Source organism: Castellaniella caeni NBRC 101664 (assembly GCF_001592225.1).
Taxonomy (GTDB): Bacteria; Pseudomonadota; Gammaproteobacteria; order Burkholderiales; family Burkholderiaceae_B; genus Castellaniella; species Castellaniella caeni.
The window spans coordinates 27,969-44,012 of the sequence record NZ_BCWN01000020.1; the positions used below are offsets into that span (position 1 = coordinate 27,969).

Below are 16,044 nucleotides of genomic sequence, written 5' to 3' on the forward strand. Positions count from 1 at the left end.
CGCAGCGCCAGCGCGACGTGCGCTGAACCGCAATGGCCGCGCCATAGCCCAAACGAACGTTTGTTGACATAAGCAGCCATTCTGCATCAGCGAGAGCCCGACTTCCGAGCAAGGGCTTCATTGACCCCGCCGTGCCGCATTTCTAGACTGGGCCAGCCACTTGCCCATTGGGAGGAAAGCATGGCACAGCGCATCATCGATCTGGTTCTGTCCGCCCTCGCCAGCCTGGTCAGCGTCCTGTTGTCCTGGCCCTATTGGCGCAACTTCGAGTACTGGCCCGAATCACGCACCTTGTGGACACTGTACGTCATCGTCGGATACCTCTTGGCCGTCTACGTGTTCTACGCCTTCCTGGGCAGCCTGCGCACGCTCTTTCTGCATGACGCGCAGGGGCGCCCGGACGCCACCGCCTCACAGGAGAAACAATCATGAGCTGCCTGAACGGTGCCGACTGCCAGGAACCCGCCAAGCGCCACCGCGCCCTGGCCGTCCTGGGTCTCATGCTGGTGATCTTCCTCGTACTCTCCGTCTGGTCGTTCCTGCCCTCACGGCAGCAAGCCATCCCCTCGGTCACCCGCTACGGCGATGCCGATGCCGTGCAAGGCAAGCGCGTGTTCCAGGCCTACAACTGTATGGGCTGCCATACCATCGTGGGCAACGGCGCCTATTTCGGCCCCGACCTCACCCACGTCTACCGGGACGTCGGGCCCGCCTGGCTGGCGGCCTTCCTGCCCTCGGCGGGGGGCTGGCCCACCGCGGCCGCCGTGCGGGTGCAGCTGCAGAACCCGCTGGTGCGCCAAGAAGCGGGCACCGCCGACCCCGATGAATACCTCAGCCGCTATCCGGGGGCCGCCGAACGCATCCGGCAGCGCGGCGGGCAGCATACCTTCATGCCCAACCTGCCCCTGCAGGCCGACGAGATCACGGCTTTGATGGCCTTCCTCAAGTACAGTTCGGCCCTCAACACCGAAGGCTGGCCGCCCGTGCCGCGCGAAGGCCGCCGCCTGCCACTGGCCGCCGCAGTGGCCCAGGTCGGCGCACCCGGCGGCAACGCGCCCGCCCCGGTGGCAGCCACCCCGGCGCACGATGCCGCCCCGGCCGACCCGGTTGTCCTGGGCAAGAAGCTCGTCAACGACCTGGGCTGCGTCTCGTGCCACGCCACCGACCAGAAGCGGCTAGTGGGGCCCGGCTGGGGCGGGCTGTATGGTTCGAAGGTCACTCTGGCCGACGGTTCGAGCGTCACGGCCGACGAGCCCTACCTGATCGAATCCATCCGCCAGCCCGACGCGCAGATCGTGGCGGGCTACCCGGCCCACGTCATGCCCTCGTATGACACGCTCATCAACGACGCCGACATGAAGGCCATCGTGGCCTACCTGCGCAGCCTCTGACAAGGAAGCCATCATGATCAAGATCGAATACGGCACGCAGCGCCTGAGCCTGCGGTTCTTCCTGCTGATGCTGGTGCTGTTCCTGTTCCAGATGCTCTTCGGCCTGCTCATCGCCACCCAGCACGTCGATCCGACGCTGCTGTCGGGCATCCTCAACTTCAACGTCCTGCGCGCCGAACACACCAACCTGGGCATCCTCTGGATTCTCTGCGGCTTCATTGGCACGATCCTCTTCATCGGCCCCCTGCTCTCGCGGCGCGAACTGGCCGCCCCCTGGCTCATTCACGTGCTGTTCTACGCCCTCATCGTCGTCACCATCTGGAACGTCGCCACCCAGGCCCTTGCCATGGATGGCATCGCGGGCTGGTGGCTGGGCCAGCCCTGGCTGCAGGAAGGCCTCGAATACCTCGAGGCCGGACGGGCCGCCGACATCGTCATCTTCATCGGTTTCGCCATCCTCGCCTATGTCGTCCTGCGCACCTTCCCGCCGCGACGAGACTGGAACGAAATCCACTGGGGCCTGGCCATCGGCGTCAGCGCGCTCACCTTCGTCTGGCTCTTCGGCATGTTCTTCGTCGAACGCATCGACCTGCAGGAATATTTCCGCTGGTACGTCGTGCACTACTGGGTCGAGGGGGTCTGGGAAGTCATCCACATCAGCCTGGTCGGCTTCCTGCTGGTGCTGATGTTCAAGGCCGAGGTCAAGGCCGTGGGCTACGCCGTCTTCTGGGGGGTGGCCATGGTGTGGCTCTCCGGGCTCATCGGCAACGCCCACCACTACTTCTGGATCGGCACCCCCGAGTTCTGGCAGTTCTGGGGCTCGCTGTTCAGCGCCCTCGAGCCCCTGCCCCTGGTGTTCTGCTTCTGGCACATCTACCTCGATGCCCACCAGGACAAACGCCCCCTGGAAAACGCCCCGGCGTTCTACTTCGTGCTGGGCTCGGTGGTGCTCGAACAGGTGGGGGCCGGCATCCTGGGCTTCACCATGACCTTCGCCCTGACCAACGTCTGGTCGCACGGCACCTGGGTCACGCCCAGCCACGCGCACCTGGCCATGTTCGGCACCTTCGGCATGCTGGGCATCGCTTCGGCCTACTATGCCGTGCCCCTGCTGCGCGGCGTCAAGCAGTTCGACCAGCGCCTGGGCCGGGTCGCCTTCTGGCTGGTGTTTACCGGCATGCTGGGCATCGCCTTCGCCTTTGCCATCGGCGGCACGATCCAGGTATTTCTCTACCGGGCCATGGGCCTGAGCTGGTTCGGCGGGCAGCTGTTTCCCGCGATGCAGCTCTTCAAGGTGCTGGTGCCAGTGTTCGGCCTGGTCTTTGCCGTCGGCGCCGGTCTGCTGATCTTCGACCTGCTCACCCTGGGGCTGCGCCAGCCCTCAGCGGCGGCCAGCGAGCCGCGCAGCCAGGTCAACCCGCCGCGCGTCGGCTGGCGCTCGGGCCTGCGCGGGGCCGAAGCCAGCCTGTGGCTCATGGGCATGTGGATTTTCGGCGCCATGATCACTCTAGGGCTGCTGAGCTTCAACCTGGACACCGTGGCCCTGGGCGATCCCACCATCCCCTATGTGCTGGCGGGGCTGGGCTACCCTGGGCTGCTGCTCATCACGTTGCTGTTCGTCTGGCGCTTCCTGGCCTCACTGCAGGCGCGCCCCCACCCGGTGGTCGGCATCCAGGATGACTCAGCCCTGCTGGCTGGCCGCGCCTAGCAGTCACCCGACCTCAGATGCGCGGATGCTGGCTGGGTCAGCATCCGCGCCAACAGGGTCACCAGCACGAAGGGTGCCGTCAGCGAAGGCAGGGCCAGCCACTGAAAGCCACGCGTGAGCAGCACGCTGACCAGCACGGCACCAAACAGTACCAGCCAGCGTCCCGGCAGCGCCTGGCGCAAGGCTTCGGCCACCAAGACGGCATTGAAGCCATACAGCCCCAGGGCAAGCGCATCCAGCGGCAAGCCCATCCCCCAGGCAAACAGGGCCGCCCCACCGCTGGAGAGCAGGCCGTACGCCCCCGCACGGCGATCCGACAGGGCGAGCCCCAGCAGGCACAGCAGGCCTGCTCCGGGTTGATCCAGGAACATGACCTGCCCCAGCCCGCGCAATGTCCCCAGCACCAACGCGGTCTCGGCAAGCGGCGTGCCCCCGCTGTTGGCTGCGGCAGCCTGGGGCCACTGCATCACGGCTGCCACGACCATGAGCAGCCAGGTGACCAGCACGAACGGCCCGGTGTAGGGCGACAGCGGCAGCGTCCGTCGCCAGATCTGGGCCAACCAGGTGGACAGCCCGGCAGCCAGCACCACGAGCCCCCAGGCCAGAACGCCTGGCGGCAGCACCACCAGCACCGCAATGCCCGCAAGCGCGCCGTTATAACCGTGCAGACCATCTTCGCAGTCAGCCACCATGCCGCAACGACGCCCCCACAAAGTGCCAACGAGGGCACCCAGCGCGCAGGCAAGCCCGAGCGTGGGCGCCTGCAAAACCACGGCAAGCAGAAAGCAGGCGCCAGCCCAGGCGCTGCGCTGCAGGTATATCTGTCCTATGCCCCGCAAACACTGTCGGCTCAGGGCTACGGATGAAAGCGGCTTGATCATGCGTACGTGAAAACTCGAAGCAAAACAATCACGAAAATCCTGGCGCATCGTACTCCGAAGCCAGGCCCGCGAAAAATGCATTGTTCATATAGGCGTCATGGCGTCTGCGCGTACAATGAGCCGGATGAAAAACACGCTTGCCCCCGCCTCGTCCGCCTCGCTGGCACAGCCCGACGCCGCCGCCAGCAGGCAGCAGGTGGCCTTCCCCGTGCTGGGCGCAATCAGCATCACGCACCTGCTCAACGACATGATGCAGTCGGTGCTGCTGGCCATCTACCCGGTGCTGCAGGGGCGCTTCGACCTCAGCTTCGTGCAGGTAGGCTTCATCACGCTGGCCTTCCAGTTTTCGTCCTCGCTGCTGCAGCCGCTGGTGGGCCGCTTCACCGACCGTCGGCCCCTGCCCTATTCGCTGCCCATCGGCATGGGCTTTACCTGCTGCGGGCTGCTGCTGCTTTCACAGGCCTGGAACTTCCCGCTGGTGGTGCTCGCGGCCACCCTGGTGGGGGCGGGCTCTTCCGTGTTCCACCCCGAATCGTCCCGGGTGGCCCGCATGGCCTCGGCGGGGCAGCACGGCCTGGCGCAATCCATCTTCCAGGTGGGCGGCAACATCGGTTCGTCCATCGGCCCGCTGCTGGCCGCCCTGCTCATCGTGCCGCGCGGCCAGGGCAGCGTAGCCTGGGTGTCGCTCGCGGCGCTGGCCGGCATCTGCATCCTGCTGGGGGTCAGTCGCTGGTACGCGGCCAATCTCACCAGCAGCCGAGGCCGCAGCTCTTTGCGCAAAACCGATAACGGCCTGTCCAGCCGCCAGGTGCGGGCGGCCCTGGCCGTACTGCTGCTGCTCATCTTCAGCAAGTATTTCTACCTGGCCGGCCTGAACAGCTACTTCACCTTCTTTCTCATCGACCGCTTCGGGCTCGACATCCAGCAGGCGCAGTATTCGCTCTTCATCTTTCTCGCCGGGGTGGCCACCGGTACGCTCGTGGGCGGCCCGGTGGGCGACCGCATCGGGCGCAAGCGCGTCATCTGGGGCTCCATCCTCGGCACGGCACCCTTCTCGCTCGCCCTGCCCTATGCCAACTTGCACTGGACGCTCATCCTGGTGTTCTGCGCCGGCGTCATGATCGCTTCGGCCTTCCCGGCCATCATCGTCTACGCCCAAGAGCTGATGCCCGGCAAGACGGGCACCGTCTCGGGGTTGTTCTACGGCCTGGCCTTCGGCATGGCCGGCATCGGCGCCGCCGTGCTGGGCAAGCTGGCCGACGTCACCAGCATCACCTTCGTCTATCACGTCTGCGCCTTCCTGCCGCTGCTGGGCCTGGCGGCGTTCTTCCTGCCCGACATGCGCCAGGGCCACACCATCGAGCCCCGCCGCGCATGACGCCCCCCCGCCTTAAAGGATGGCGCTGGCTCACGGCGGCCAGCCTCCTGCTGCTGGCCGCCAATTTGCGCCCCCTGTTTCCCAGCATGGCGGTGTTGCTGCCCGAACTGAGCCTCGATCTGGGCCTGGGCGCGACGGGGGGCAGCTACCTCACCACACTGCCCGTGCTCTGCATGGGCATCTTTGCGCCGCTCGCGCCGCGCTGCGCCCAGCGCATCGGCATCGAACGCACGCTCTGGCTGGTGCTGCTGCTGATTGCGCTGGGCACCGCCCTGCGCGGTGCTTCGGGCATCGCGGGCCTGTTTCTGGGCACCACCCTGGCGGGGGCCGGGATCGCGCTGGGCAACGTCCTCCTGCCCGGCCTGGTGAAGCGCGACTTCAGCGACCGAGCCGCTCTCATGACGGGGCTCTATACCATGGCCCTGGTGGGCGGCGCAGCGCTGGCCGCCGCGGCCACCCTGCCCCTGACACGCCTGTTCGAGCGCCACTGGCCCTTCGGTCTGGCTCTGTGGGCCGTGCCCGCAGCGCTCGCACTCGTGGCCTGGAGCCCCTTCGCCGCGCGCGCGGGCGTGGGCCGTCCGGGCAGCGGGCCGTGCCTGCTGCCGGTTGCAGGGCTGCGCGGCGACCGCCTGGCCTGGGCGGTGACGCTGTTCATGGGGCTGCAATCTTCCCTGGCCTACTGCGTGCTGGGCTGGATGGCGCCCATGATGCGGGCGCGCGGCCTGAGCGGCACCGAGGCCGGGCTGGTCACCTCCGTCTCGATCCTGCTGCAGGTGGTCGCCTGCCTGCTGACGCCGCTGCTGGCGGCACGCGGCCGCGACCAGCGCTGGCTGGCGGTGGCCCTGACGGCAACGGCCACGATGGCCTTGATCGGGATGGTGCTGGGGCCACGCTGGGCCATCTGGCCGCTGGCGTTCGTCCAGGGCATCGGTCAAGGCGGCCTGTTCGCCCTGGCCCTGATGCTCATCGTGCTGCGCTCGGGTGACAGCCACGTGGCGGCGCACCTGTCGAGCATGGCGCAAACCACGGGCTATCTGCTCGCGGCCTGCGGGCCGCTGCTGCTGGGTTTGATGGCCGCCTGGACTGGCGGTTTTCAGGCTACGACGGGCCTGCTGGCCGCGCTGGGCCTGTGCACTGCCCTGGCGGGCTGGTGCGCGGGGCGCAATGCGCTGGTGCGCGCGCGGGCGCACCAGCCCGCCTGATTACAAGGTGGCGCGGGAGAACACCAGCGTGGCGTTGGTGCCGCCAAAACCAAAGCTGTTGGACAAGGCCGTCTGGATGTCGGCGCTGCCCTGGGTTTCGCGCAGGATATTCATGCCCTCGGCGGCGGGATCGAGGGTGTCGATGTTGGCCGAAGCCGCCACGAAGCCGTGTTTCATCATGAGCAGCGTGTAGACTGCCTCGTTGACGCCCGCGGCGCCCAGCGCATGGCCCGAAAGCGATTTGGTCGAGGCAATCCAGGGCTGCTTGTCGCCGAAGACCGCGCGAATGGCTTCGAGCTCTTTGACGTCGCCCACCGGCGTGCTGGTGCCGTGGGTATTGATGTAATCGACCGGCACGCGCACATCGCCCAGGGCCTGGCGCATGCAGCGCTCGGCGCCCTCGCCCGACGGCGCCACCATGTCGTAGCCGTCGGAGGTAGCCCCATAACCGATGATTTCGGCCAGGATGCGGGCACCACGCGCCTTGGCGTGTTCGTATTCTTCGACTACCAGAATGCCGCCGCCGCCCGAGATGACGAAACCGTCACGCTCGGCGTCGTAGGTGCGCGAGGCGCGCTCGGGCGTGTCGTTGTAGCGCGTGGACAGCGCCCCCATGGCGTCGAACATGAAGGACAGCGACCAGTGTTCTTCTTCAGCGCCGCCGGCAAAGACGATATCTTGCTTGCCCAGCTGAATCTGCTCGACGGCGTTGCCGATGCAGTGCGCGCTGGTGGAGCAGGCCGAACTGATGGAGTAATTGACGCCCTTGATCTGCGCCCCGGTGGCCAGGCAGGCCGACACGCCGCTGGCCATGGCCTTGGTGACCATATAGGGCCCGACCCGGCGCACGCCTTTTTCGCGCAGGGTCTGGATGCCGTCGTTGATGGACGAATGCGAGGCCCCACCGGCGCCGACGATCAGGCCGGTGCGCGGGTTGGACACCTGTTCGGGTGCCAGGCCCGCGTCTTGAATGGCCTCTTGCATGGCCAGCCAGGCGTAGGCATGGCCGTTGGCCATGAAGCGGCTGAGCTTGCGGTCGATTTTCTCGAGCGCGTCGAGATGCACGGAACCGGCCACGTGCGAACGCAGGCCGTGTTCGGCGTATTCGGGTTGAAAGGTGATGCCGGAACGCCCCGCACGCAGGCTGTCGAGGACTTCGGACTGATTGTTGCCCAGGCTGGAGACGATGCCCATCCCGGTGACGACCACACGACGCATGATCGGGCCTCCTAGAAGTTATCTGTGCGGGTGAAGAGCCCCACCCGCAGGTCGTGGGCCACGTAGATTTCGTGGCCATCGACCTCCATGCGCGCATCAGCGATGCCCATGACGAGCTTGCGCATCATGACCCGCTTCATGTCGATGTGATAGCGCACCAGGCGGCCCGTGGGCAAGACCTGGCCGGTGAACTTGACTTCGCCCACCCCCAGCGCGCGGCCACGCCCCTGGCCGCCGCAACAGCCGAGAAAAAAGCCCACCAGCTGCCACATGGCGTCGAGCCCCAGGCACCCGGGCATGACCGGATCGCCCTGGAAGTGACAGTTGAAGAACCAGAGGTCGGGCCGGATGTCGAGTTCGGCGATGATTTCGCCCTTGTCGTGCGAGCCGCCATGATCATCGATATGCACGATGCGATCGAGCATCAACATGGGGGGCAAGGGCAGCTGGGCATTGCCCGGGCCAAAAAGTTCCCCGCGCCCGCACGTCAGCAGTTCTTCGTAGCTGTAACTGTTTTTTTGCATGATGTTCTATGAAATGGCCGGCTTGCGGATCACTCGATCTGGTGCCAATTGACAAGCCTTCAAACTAGGTAAGCCTAGCAGTATAACCCGCCATACCACAACACATTGAAAATTCTGGGCTAATCGACCGAGTACCAGACCGTCACCGTGCCACGGACGAAAACCGGCGGGTGATCCCGCCCCCACTGCACCACGGTGTGAACGAGCGACAGGGGGCCCTGGGCCGCGCGACCGTCGAAAGCATGCGTATTGAGATGACTGCCTTGCAGCGGCACGCACACGCCCTGACCCGTCCCCCAGCACAACTGGCTTGCAATCCGCGCGCTGCTGTCGTAGGCGCGGGATGCGTACACCTGCGTAATGCGCGCGCCTGCCGGTATGGCCGCAGCGCGCGCGCCGGGCTGAAACGACACGACCACGGGGCGCCCGACGGCCTGCAGGCCCTGGCTGGTTTGATCCGCCGTCCAGGCGCCGCCCGCAGCCGCCAGCGACCCCGCGCACAAACTGGAAAGCACTCCGATGGCGAGCCCCCGGGCGATACGCCCCAGACACGCGTCGACCGTGCGCCGACAGCACCAGCGACGGACGGACGAGATCAGACAGACGGACGAGATCAGCTTGACAAGCACGATGCGCGACTCCGGCGGAAAACGGCACCCGAAGGCACCCACGGCTTGGCATGATAGCCGGAACACGCCCCGGCAGCGACGCGCCGGGGCATGGCCCACGCGGCCCACTATCCGGCGTGTGGCGGGGAACTTGGAGCGACGCGGGCGGCGTGACTCGAGTAAGATCGGCACATGTGCATCGCCTATCTTTCCCTGGGCCACCCCGTGTGGCCCGTGCTCGTGGCGGCCAACCGCGACGAATTCCACGCGCGTCCCGCCGCCGCGGCGGCACCGTGGCCTGGGTACGAGCAGCTCATTGCCGGGCGCGACCTCACGGCGGGCGGCACCTGGCTGGGGTGCGCGACGGGCGGGCGCTTCGCCCTGCTGACCAACTACCGCGAGCCCGGTGTGCCGGTGTCCACGCACGCCCCCTCGCGCGGCCTGCTGGTGCGCGACTACCTGCTGGGCGGACAATCCGCCGCGCACTACATCGACAGCGTCGCCTGCCACGCGCAAGACTGGGCCGGCTTCAACCTCATCGTCGCCGACGCCCAGGGTGTCTGGTATCTGGGCAACCGCGACCCGCGGCACGCCCCCCGGCAGCTGGGCCCCGGCCAGTATGTGCTCTCCAACCACCTGCTCGACACCCCTTGGCCCAAAGCGCGGCGCCTGCGCGCGGCCTTGCAGGCCCTGCCCGCGTCCGACTGGACGCGGCACCCCGAACGCGTCTTCGCGCTGCTGCGCGACACCACCCAGGCGCCCGCCGACGAACTGCCGGACACTGGCCTGGGCCCAGTGCGCGAGCAGCTGCTCAGCAGCCCCTTCATCGTCAGCCCGGGATACGGCACTCGCTGCTCGACCCTCATTACCGGCGACGCCGCGGGCGGCTTGTCCCTGAGCGAACTCAGCTACGACGCCGCAGGCGCGCCCACCGAGCGCCACGACTGGCACCTGCCCGCCCGCCTGACGCAGCCCTGAGGCCCGTCCCCGGTTGCCGCGCGAAACGGCACCCCGGCGGCGGGATTAAAATCGACTTTTTTCGATAAGGATGCATTCATGAGTACCGGGCTCGACAAGCAGATTTCCGACGCCGTCAAAGCCGCCATGCGCGCGCACGACAGCACCCGACTGGGCACCCTGCGCCTGCTGCAAGCCGCCATCAAGCAGAAAATAGTGGATGAGCGCATCGAGCCCGACGACGCCATGATCGTCGCCATCATCGAAAAGCAGGCCAAGCAGCGGCGCGAGTCGATCGCGGCCTTCGAATCGGCGGGCCGCAGCGAAAGCGCCGCCCAGGAACAAGCCGAACTGGACATCCTGAAAGAGTTTCTGCCCCAGGGTGCCAGCGCGGCGGAAATCGACGCCGCCGTGGCTGCCGCCATCGCCGACGTCCGGGCCAAAGGGCTGCAAGGCGGCCCCGCCATGGGCGCCGTCATGGGACAGCTGAAAAAGGCACTGGCCGGGCGCGCCGATATGGCCGCGGTTTCCGCACAGGTCAAGGCGCAGCTGGCCCAGGCCTAGCCTGCGAAAGCATCACGCGAGGGTCACACCGCGGGCGCCAGCTCGGCCCCCGAACGCAGGGCCATGCCGGCCTCGAGCCGCTGGACGAGATCGGGGTTGTCGACGAAGGCGCGCCCGAAAGCCACTGCTTCGCCGCAGCCTGTTTCGATGGCCTGCTGGGCCAGCGAGATGTCGTAGCCTTCGTTGAGCACCAGAGCGCCACCGAATGCCTGGCGGATGACCGGTGTCAGGGCGTCGTCGCCCTGATGTTCGCGCACGCAGATGAACGCCAGGCGGCGCATGCCCAGCGCACGCGCGACGAACTGGTAGAGCGCCACCGGATTGGAATCGCACATGTCATAGCGGTCGCCTCGCGGCGACAGGTGCACACCGATGCGCCCCGGGCTCCAGACCCCGATGCAGGCATCGATCACCTCGAGCAGAAAGCGGCAGCGGTTGACCACGCTGCCGCCGTATTCGTCCTGTCGGCGGTTTGAGCCATCGTGCAGGAACTGGTCGATCAGGTAGCCATCGCCCGCGTGGATTTCGATGCCGTCGAATTCGGCCAGGCGCGCATAGCGTGCCGCCTGGTCGAATTCGGCGACGATCTGGCGGATTTCGTCCGGATGCAGGCAGCGCGGCACGACGTAAGCTTCGCGCGGCGTGTCGTAGGCGGTGCCCGCGCGGGTACAGGCGATGGCGCTGGGGCCCACCGGCATTTCGCCCAGCAGGTATTCGGGGTCGGACACCCGGCCCGCGTGCCAGAGACGCAGGAAGATTTTCCCGCCACGGTCGTGGACGGCTTCGGTGACGCGCCGCCAGCCCTGTACCTGGGCGCTGTTCCAGATGCCCGGCATGCCCGGATAGCCAACCCCCAGGGGCGAAACCGAAGCCGCCTCGGTGACGATGAGCCCCGCCGCCGCGCGCTGCGCATAGTAGGCGCGCAAGGCATCGCCCGGCACGCGGCCCTGGGCGGGACGCAGGCTGGCGGACGGCGCCATGACGATGCGATTGCGAAGCAATACATCGCCAAGCTGCAGCGGATCAAGCAAACTTGTCATATCATGCGGTCAGTATGTACGCGCCGGAACTGCGACACAGTTTGCTGCAACGCACAATCCAGACACCAAAGATTTTTTAAAATCTATCAGGGTTTTTACCAGATTTTGCGTCAAATGACTATCCACGGCACGGCCGACACAGGAACCTCATGGGACAATTCGCCGTCATCGGTCTGGGCCGCTTCGGGGCGGCCACCTCGCTCGAACTCATGCGCCTGGGGCACTCGGTGCTCGGGGTGGACGCCGACAAGAAAATCGTCGATCAGCACGCCGAACAGCTCACCCGCGCGGCGATTGCCGACGTTACCGATCGCAACGCCCTGGCCGAGCTGGGCCTCGTCCACTACGACGTGGTGCTGGTGGCCATCGGCGAAGACCTCCAGGCCAGCCTGGTGTGCACGGTGCACCTGAAGGCGCTGGGCGTGGCCGACGTATGGGTCAAGGCCTCGTCGCGCGCCCACCACCTCATCCTCAACAAGCTGGGGGTCAGCCGCATCATCCACCCGGAAGAAGAAATGGGCTTGCGCATCGCGCAGGTGCTCAGCTACCCCATGGTCAACGACTACATCGCCCTGGGCAATGGCGAATTCGTCGTCGAAATCGAGGCCAGCGAAAAGCTGGACGGCCGCACGCTGGGCGATGCCCTGACCACCGAACCGCCCGGCATCATCCAGGCATTGGCCGTCAAGCGCAAGATCGAGACCACCACGCATCCACCCGACCAGTTCGTCCTGCGCGCCAGGGACACCCTGATTCTCCTGGGCCCCCTGCAGCAGCTGAAGATGGCTGCGCCCAAGCTCAGCTGAAGCACGATCCGCCGCCACGCCCCCATGGCCCGACTCACCATCCATCCCCTGCAAGCCGTGCGCCGCGCCCGCCGCACGGGGCAGCTGCAAGCCAGCCCGCCGGTCGTGCTGACGGCCAGCTTCCTGTGCCTGATCCTGCTGGGCACGGCGCTCTTGAGCCTGCCCGCCGCGCAGCGCCAGCCGCTCACGTTCTTCGAGACGCTGTTCACGGCGGCCTCGGCGGTGACGGTCACCGGCCTGATGGTCATCGATCCGGCCACCCAGCTGAGCGCCTTTGGTCAGGGCGTGCTGCTCGCGCTGATCCAGATCGGCGGCATCGGCTTCGTCACCTTCGCCATCATCGCCTCGCTTACCCTGGGCAAGCACGTCAGCCTGAAATACCAGGCGCTGGCCCTGGAGGCCTTCAACCAGACCAGCGTCGCCCGCATCGGCCAGACCGCCCTGACCGTCTTGAAGTTCTCATTCATGATCGAAGGGGTGGCGATCCTCATCCTGACGCTCTGGTGGTGGCAGCACGACACGCTCGGCCACGCCTTCCTGCTGGCGGGCTTTCATGCCATCTCGGCCTTCAACAACGCCGGGGTCACCCTGTTTCCCGACAGCCTGGCGCGCTTCAGCGGCGACCCGGTCACCACCTTCGTACTCACGGGCTGCATCATCCTGGGTGGTCTGGGCTTCAGCGTGCTGGCCGACATCTACCACAAGCGCGCAGGCCAGCCGCTGGCCTACTACACCCGGCTGATGCTGCTGGGCACCCTGGTGCTCAACGTGCTGGCCGTGGCCGTCTTCTGGCTCATCGAGACGCGCAACCCGGGCACCCTGGGCCGACTGCCCATGCCCAGCCAGGGGCTGGCCGCCTGGACACAGGTGGTTGGCGCCCGCACCGCCGGCTTCGCCAGCCTCGACGTCGAACAGCTGCGCGACAGCTCACGCTTTCTGCTGATGTGCCTGATGTTCATCGGCGGCGGATCGCTGTCCACGGCCAGTGGCATCAAGCTGGGCACCTTCATCGTCTTGCTGGCGGTCGTGCGCGCCTACATCCTGCAGCGTAAAGAGGTGGTGCTGATGCACCGCGCCATCGCCCCCGAGACCATCCAAAAGGCCCTGGCGCTGCTGATGGTCTCGGGCTTGCTGGTCTGCGTGGGCATTTTTCTCATGAGCCTGTTCGAGCAGCAGCCCTTCGTGCTGCTCATGATGGAAGTCATGTCGGCCTTCAGCACCACGGGCCTGAGCCCCGACCTGACGCGCACGCTGTCGCTGCCCAGCCAGGTGCTGCTGATGGTGCTGATGTTCATCGGCCGCCTGGGGCCGCTGACCCTCGTCTACAGCCTGGGCACGCAGCGCTACAGCCGCGTCCGCTACCCGGGTGCTTCCGTGCAGATCGGCTAGTGATGTACTACTATTGCCTCTTTCCCGCTCACAACGAAAAAGGATCTCGTCCATGGTGACTTCCATCGCACGAAAGGCCGTGCTGTGCGCCGCACTGGGCCTCGTCGGCCTGGCCACGGCGGCCTCCGCCGCCACCCTGAAGATCGGTACTGAAGGCGGCTATCCCCCCTGGAGCATGGTAGACGCCCAGGGCAAGGTCACCGGCTTTGACGCCGACGTCGGCCACGCCGTCTGCAAGAAGCTCGACATGAAATGCCGCTTCGTGGTGCAGGCCTTCGACAGCCTCATCCCCTCACTGCAGGCCGACCGCTTCGACCTCGTGATTTCCGGCATGTCGGTGACGGCGGAACGCGCCAAGGTCATCGCCTTCAGCATCCCCTACGCCACCGAAGATTCCGCCTTCGTGCTGCCGGCCAACAGCCCGCTGCTCAAGGCCACCGACCAGAAGGCCCTGCTGGCCGGTCTGGCGGGCAAGACCGTGGGTGTGCAAAGCGGCACCACCCAGGGTGCCTTCCTGCAAAAGCACGCGCCCGAGCTCAAGCTCAAGAGCTACGAGACGCAAGACCAGATGCAGATGGATCTCTCCGCTGGCCGCCTCGACGCCACTTTCTCCGAAGTGACGCCGCAAAGCCAGTTTCTCGACACCAGCGGCAAGGGCAAGTTTGCCATGGCCGACGCCGTCATCAAGAGCAGCGCCGACCCCGAAATCCTCGGTCAGGGCATTGGCGCGGGCATCAACAAGAACAACACCCAGCTCAAGGCCAAGGTCGACAAGGCTCTGTGCGAGCTGATCCAGGACGGCACCATCAAGCAGTCCAGCCAGAAATGGTTCGGTGGCGTCGATCTTTCCAACTACGCCGCCTGCAAATAAAATCAGTCTGACCACCACCAGCCCCGTCCGGGGCTGGTTTGCCTTGCGCACCGATGAGCCCGGCGCAAGGGCAAGCACCCGGGCTCTTCCAATTTCATGATTTCTTCCCTGTACGACATCCTGAGCGCCGGCTGGGGCACCATGCTGTTGCGCGGCGCGGGCATGACGATCTTCATCAGCCTGTTCGGCATCTGCCTGGGTCTGGTGATCGGCATCGCGGGCGCGGCCCTGAAATCGGGCGGCCACTGGCTGGCGCGTGGCCTCATCGGCCTGTACACGCTGCTGGTGCGCAGCGTCCCCGAGCTGCTCATCATCTACCTGCTGTTCTTCGGCACGGTACAGCCCGCCGCCGACCTGGCCGACTGGCTGGAATGGGACGACCTGATGGGCAAGGTGTTTCCCACCCTCATCGGCATCCTGGCCATTGGTTTGATCTCGGGTTCGTACAGCGTGGAAGTCTTTCGCGGCGCCTTCAAGGCCATCGACCCGGGCCAGCTGGAAGCCGCCCGCGCCATCGGCATGACGCGCCGCCAGTGCCTGTGGCGCATCACCCTGCCGCAGCTGTTCTGGTACGCCCTGCCCGGCGCCAACAACGTCTGGCAAAACGCCCTGAAAGACACCGCCCTCATCTCGCTGGTGGGGCTGGTCGAACTCATGCGCGCCGCAGTACTGGGCGCCGCCGCCACCCGGGCGCCGCTCATGCTCTACCTGCTGGCCGGCATCCTGTATTTCCTGATCGGCGTCTGCAGCCAGGGGCTGTTCGTCTGGGCCGAACGCCACTTCGGGCGCGGCATGACGGGGGCCGGACGATGATCGAGCTCTTTGAAAAAGCCGTCCCGGTGCTTATCGACGGCTTCTGGATCACGCTGCGCATCGGCCTGTTCTCCATCCTGTTCGCCTCCATCCTGGGCCTGAGCGCGGCGCTGATGCGTACCTCAGAACAGCGCGTGCTGAACACGGTGTCGTTTCTCTACAGCACCACGTTTCGCGGCACGCCCCTGCTGATTCAGCTGTTTTTGCTGTACTACGGCATCGGCACACTGGATTTCGTGCGCGAACAGCCCGCGCTCTGGTGGCTTTTCAGCGACGGCGCGCGCTGCGCCATCCTGGCTATCAGCCTGAACAGCGGCGCCTACATGAGCGAGGCCATCCGCGGCGGCCTGCAATCCGTGCCCACGGGGCAGATCGACGCGGCGCTGTCGTGCGGCATGAATCGCCTGCAGGTGTTTCGCCGCATCCGCTTTCCGCTGGCGATCCGCCAGGCGTTTCCGGCCTACAGCAACGAGCTGGTGCTGGCCATCAAGGGCACCAGCCTGGCCTCCACCATCGCGGTGATGGAACTCACCGGCTACGCCCGGCGCCTGATGAGCCAAAGCTACCTGATCGTGGAAACCTTCGTGATCGCCGGCCTGCTGTACCTGGCCATCAACATCACCTTGCTGGGCTGTGCCTGGCTGGTCGAGCGCAGCCTGCGCATCCAGGCGCGCGACTGAACCCAGCCCGCGCG

General features: G+C 66.5%; 17 protein-coding genes. 12 read left to right on the forward strand and 5 right to left on the reverse strand.

Features of this window, described 5'->3' with window-relative positions; all coding sequences use genetic code 11:
- Positions 1-180: 180 nt before the first annotated feature.
- Genes CCA01S_RS12015 through CCA01S_RS12025 form a run of 3 tightly spaced genes read left to right on the forward strand, consistent with a single transcriptional unit; the run spans position 181 to position 3,099 of the window.
- The gene (locus CCA01S_RS12015) at positions 181-432 is read left to right on the forward strand and encodes a hypothetical protein (protein WP_066458841.1); all 252 of its coding nucleotides are present in this window, start codon (positions 181-183) and stop codon (positions 430-432) included.
- Positions 429-1,391, forward strand: coding sequence for a c-type cytochrome (locus CCA01S_RS12020; RefSeq protein WP_084386730.1), 963 nt, complete (start codon positions 429-431; stop codon positions 1,389-1,391). Before CCA01S_RS12015 ends, CCA01S_RS12020 begins: the two co-directional genes overlap by 4 nt.
- Before the next feature lie 13 nt (positions 1,392-1,404).
- Positions 1,405-3,099, forward strand: coding sequence for a cbb3-type cytochrome c oxidase subunit I (locus CCA01S_RS12025; protein ID WP_198150007.1), 1,695 nt, complete (start codon positions 1,405-1,407; stop codon positions 3,097-3,099).
- Here CCA01S_RS12025 and CCA01S_RS12030 read toward each other — a convergent pair.
- Positions 3,096-3,938, reverse strand: coding sequence for an urea transporter (locus CCA01S_RS12030; RefSeq protein ID WP_066458843.1), 843 nt, complete (start codon positions 3,936-3,938; stop codon positions 3,096-3,098). The two genes, CCA01S_RS12025 and CCA01S_RS12030, sit on opposite strands and share 4 nt — an antisense overlap.
- A gap of 157 nt (positions 3,939-4,095) precedes the next feature.
- On the opposite strand from CCA01S_RS12030, the gene CCA01S_RS12035 reads away from it, so the two are divergent.
- Together CCA01S_RS12035 and CCA01S_RS12040 are read left to right on the forward strand one after the other, a co-directional pair.
- Positions 4,096-5,358 carry an MFS transporter gene (locus tag CCA01S_RS12035; protein ID WP_180984142.1) on the forward strand — a complete coding sequence of 421 codons (1,263 nt, stop codon included), beginning with the start codon at positions 4,096-4,098 and terminating at the stop codon, positions 5,356-5,358.
- Positions 5,355-6,560, forward strand: coding sequence for an MFS transporter (locus tag CCA01S_RS12040; protein WP_066458845.1), 1,206 nt, complete (start codon positions 5,355-5,357; stop codon positions 6,558-6,560). The genes CCA01S_RS12035 and CCA01S_RS12040 overlap by 4 nt, the downstream gene beginning before the upstream one ends.
- On the opposite strand, the gene fabB is transcribed toward CCA01S_RS12040, so the two are convergent.
- The 3 genes from fabB to CCA01S_RS12055 form a co-directional block, all read right to left on the reverse strand.
- Positions 6,561-7,778, reverse strand: a complete 1,218-nt coding sequence (gene fabB, locus CCA01S_RS12045; protein ID WP_066458847.1) for a beta-ketoacyl-ACP synthase I — start codon at positions 7,776-7,778, stop codon at positions 6,561-6,563.
- 11 nt (positions 7,779-7,789) lie between these two features.
- A complete protein-coding gene (gene fabA, locus CCA01S_RS12050) occupies positions 7,790-8,302 on the reverse strand; it encodes a 3-hydroxyacyl-[acyl-carrier-protein] dehydratase FabA (protein WP_066458849.1) in 513 nt (170 codons plus the stop codon).
- Positions 8,303-8,421: 119 nt separating this feature from the next.
- Positions 8,422-8,931, reverse strand: coding sequence for a hypothetical protein (locus tag CCA01S_RS12055; RefSeq protein ID WP_146030571.1), 510 nt, complete (start codon positions 8,929-8,931; stop codon positions 8,422-8,424).
- Between the two features lie 171 nt (positions 8,932-9,102).
- On the opposite strand from CCA01S_RS12055, the gene CCA01S_RS12060 reads away from it, so the two are divergent.
- Together CCA01S_RS12060 and CCA01S_RS12065 are read left to right on the forward strand one after the other, a co-directional pair.
- Positions 9,103-9,888: an NRDE family protein gene (locus tag CCA01S_RS12060; protein ID WP_066458852.1), complete on the forward strand. Its 786-nt coding sequence runs from the start codon at positions 9,103-9,105 to the stop codon at positions 9,886-9,888.
- Positions 9,889-9,966: 78 nt separating this feature from the next.
- Entirely contained in the window at positions 9,967-10,431 is a 465-nt protein-coding gene (locus CCA01S_RS12065; protein WP_066458853.1) for a GatB/YqeY domain-containing protein, read from the forward strand.
- A 23-nt stretch (positions 10,432-10,454) separates the two neighbouring features.
- Here CCA01S_RS12065 and CCA01S_RS12070 read toward each other — a convergent pair whose 3' ends face one another.
- Positions 10,455-11,471 carry an alkene reductase gene (locus tag CCA01S_RS12070; RefSeq protein ID WP_084386732.1) on the reverse strand — a complete coding sequence of 339 codons (1,017 nt, stop codon included), beginning with the start codon at positions 11,469-11,471 and terminating at the stop codon, positions 10,455-10,457.
- 149 nt (positions 11,472-11,620) lie between these two features.
- On the opposite strand from CCA01S_RS12070, the gene CCA01S_RS12075 reads away from it, so the two are divergent.
- From CCA01S_RS12075 to CCA01S_RS12095, 5 genes are all read left to right on the forward strand, one after another.
- Positions 11,621-12,277 carry a potassium channel family protein gene (locus tag CCA01S_RS12075; RefSeq protein ID WP_066458857.1) on the forward strand — a complete coding sequence of 219 codons (657 nt, stop codon included), beginning with the start codon at positions 11,621-11,623 and terminating at the stop codon, positions 12,275-12,277.
- A 24-nt stretch (positions 12,278-12,301) separates the two neighbouring features.
- Positions 12,302-13,666 carry a TrkH family potassium uptake protein gene (locus CCA01S_RS12080; protein ID WP_066458859.1) on the forward strand — a complete coding sequence of 455 codons (1,365 nt, stop codon included), beginning with the start codon at positions 12,302-12,304 and terminating at the stop codon, positions 13,664-13,666.
- 52 nt (positions 13,667-13,718) lie between these two features.
- Positions 13,719-14,537, forward strand: coding sequence for a transporter substrate-binding domain-containing protein (locus CCA01S_RS12085; protein WP_066458861.1), 819 nt, complete (start codon positions 13,719-13,721; stop codon positions 14,535-14,537).
- Positions 14,538-14,633: 96 nt separating this feature from the next.
- Positions 14,634-15,350: an ABC transporter permease gene (locus CCA01S_RS12090; protein WP_066458863.1), complete on the forward strand. Its 717-nt coding sequence runs from the start codon at positions 14,634-14,636 to the stop codon at positions 15,348-15,350.
- Positions 15,347-16,030: an ABC transporter permease gene (locus CCA01S_RS12095; protein ID WP_066458869.1), complete on the forward strand. Its 684-nt coding sequence runs from the start codon at positions 15,347-15,349 to the stop codon at positions 16,028-16,030. Before CCA01S_RS12090 ends, CCA01S_RS12095 begins: the two co-directional genes overlap by 4 nt.
- Positions 16,031-16,044: the final 14 nt, after the last annotated feature.

What these genes read in the sequence shown, in the direction of transcription:
- CCA01S_RS12015 (WP_066458841.1), top strand. Translation starts at nt 181, where the DNA reads ATGGCACAGCGCATCATCGATCTGGTTCTGTCCGCCCTCGCCAGCCTG.
- CCA01S_RS12020 (WP_084386730.1), top strand. Translation starts at nt 429, where the DNA reads ATGAGCTGCCTGAACGGTGCCGACTGCCAGGAACCCGCCAAGCGCCAC.
- CCA01S_RS12025 (WP_198150007.1), top strand. Translation starts at nt 1,405, where the DNA reads ATGATCAAGATCGAATACGGCACGCAGCGCCTGAGCCTGCGGTTCTTC.
- CCA01S_RS12035 (WP_180984142.1), top strand. Translation starts at nt 4,096, where the DNA reads ATGAGCCGGATGAAAAACACGCTTGCCCCCGCCTCGTCCGCCTCGCTG.
- CCA01S_RS12040 (WP_066458845.1), top strand. Translation starts at nt 5,355, where the DNA reads ATGACGCCCCCCCGCCTTAAAGGATGGCGCTGGCTCACGGCGGCCAGC.
- fabB (WP_066458847.1), bottom strand. Translation starts at nt 7,778, where the DNA reads ATGCGTCGTGTGGTCGTCACCGGGATGGGCATCGTCTCCAGCCTGGGC.
- fabA (WP_066458849.1), bottom strand. Translation starts at nt 8,302, where the DNA reads ATGCAAAAAAACAGTTACAGCTACGAAGAACTGCTGACGTGCGGGCGC.
- CCA01S_RS12060 (WP_066458852.1), top strand. Translation starts at nt 9,103, where the DNA reads ATGTGCATCGCCTATCTTTCCCTGGGCCACCCCGTGTGGCCCGTGCTC.
- CCA01S_RS12065 (WP_066458853.1), top strand. Translation starts at nt 9,967, where the DNA reads ATGAGTACCGGGCTCGACAAGCAGATTTCCGACGCCGTCAAAGCCGCC.
- CCA01S_RS12070 (WP_084386732.1), bottom strand. Translation starts at nt 11,471, where the DNA reads ATGACAAGTTTGCTTGATCCGCTGCAGCTTGGCGATGTATTGCTTCGC.
- CCA01S_RS12075 (WP_066458857.1), top strand. Translation starts at nt 11,621, where the DNA reads ATGGGACAATTCGCCGTCATCGGTCTGGGCCGCTTCGGGGCGGCCACC.
- CCA01S_RS12080 (WP_066458859.1), top strand. Translation starts at nt 12,302, where the DNA reads ATGGCCCGACTCACCATCCATCCCCTGCAAGCCGTGCGCCGCGCCCGC.
- CCA01S_RS12085 (WP_066458861.1), top strand. Translation starts at nt 13,719, where the DNA reads ATGGTGACTTCCATCGCACGAAAGGCCGTGCTGTGCGCCGCACTGGGC.
- CCA01S_RS12090 (WP_066458863.1), top strand. Translation starts at nt 14,634, where the DNA reads ATGATTTCTTCCCTGTACGACATCCTGAGCGCCGGCTGGGGCACCATG.
- CCA01S_RS12095 (WP_066458869.1), top strand. Translation starts at nt 15,347, where the DNA reads ATGATCGAGCTCTTTGAAAAAGCCGTCCCGGTGCTTATCGACGGCTTC.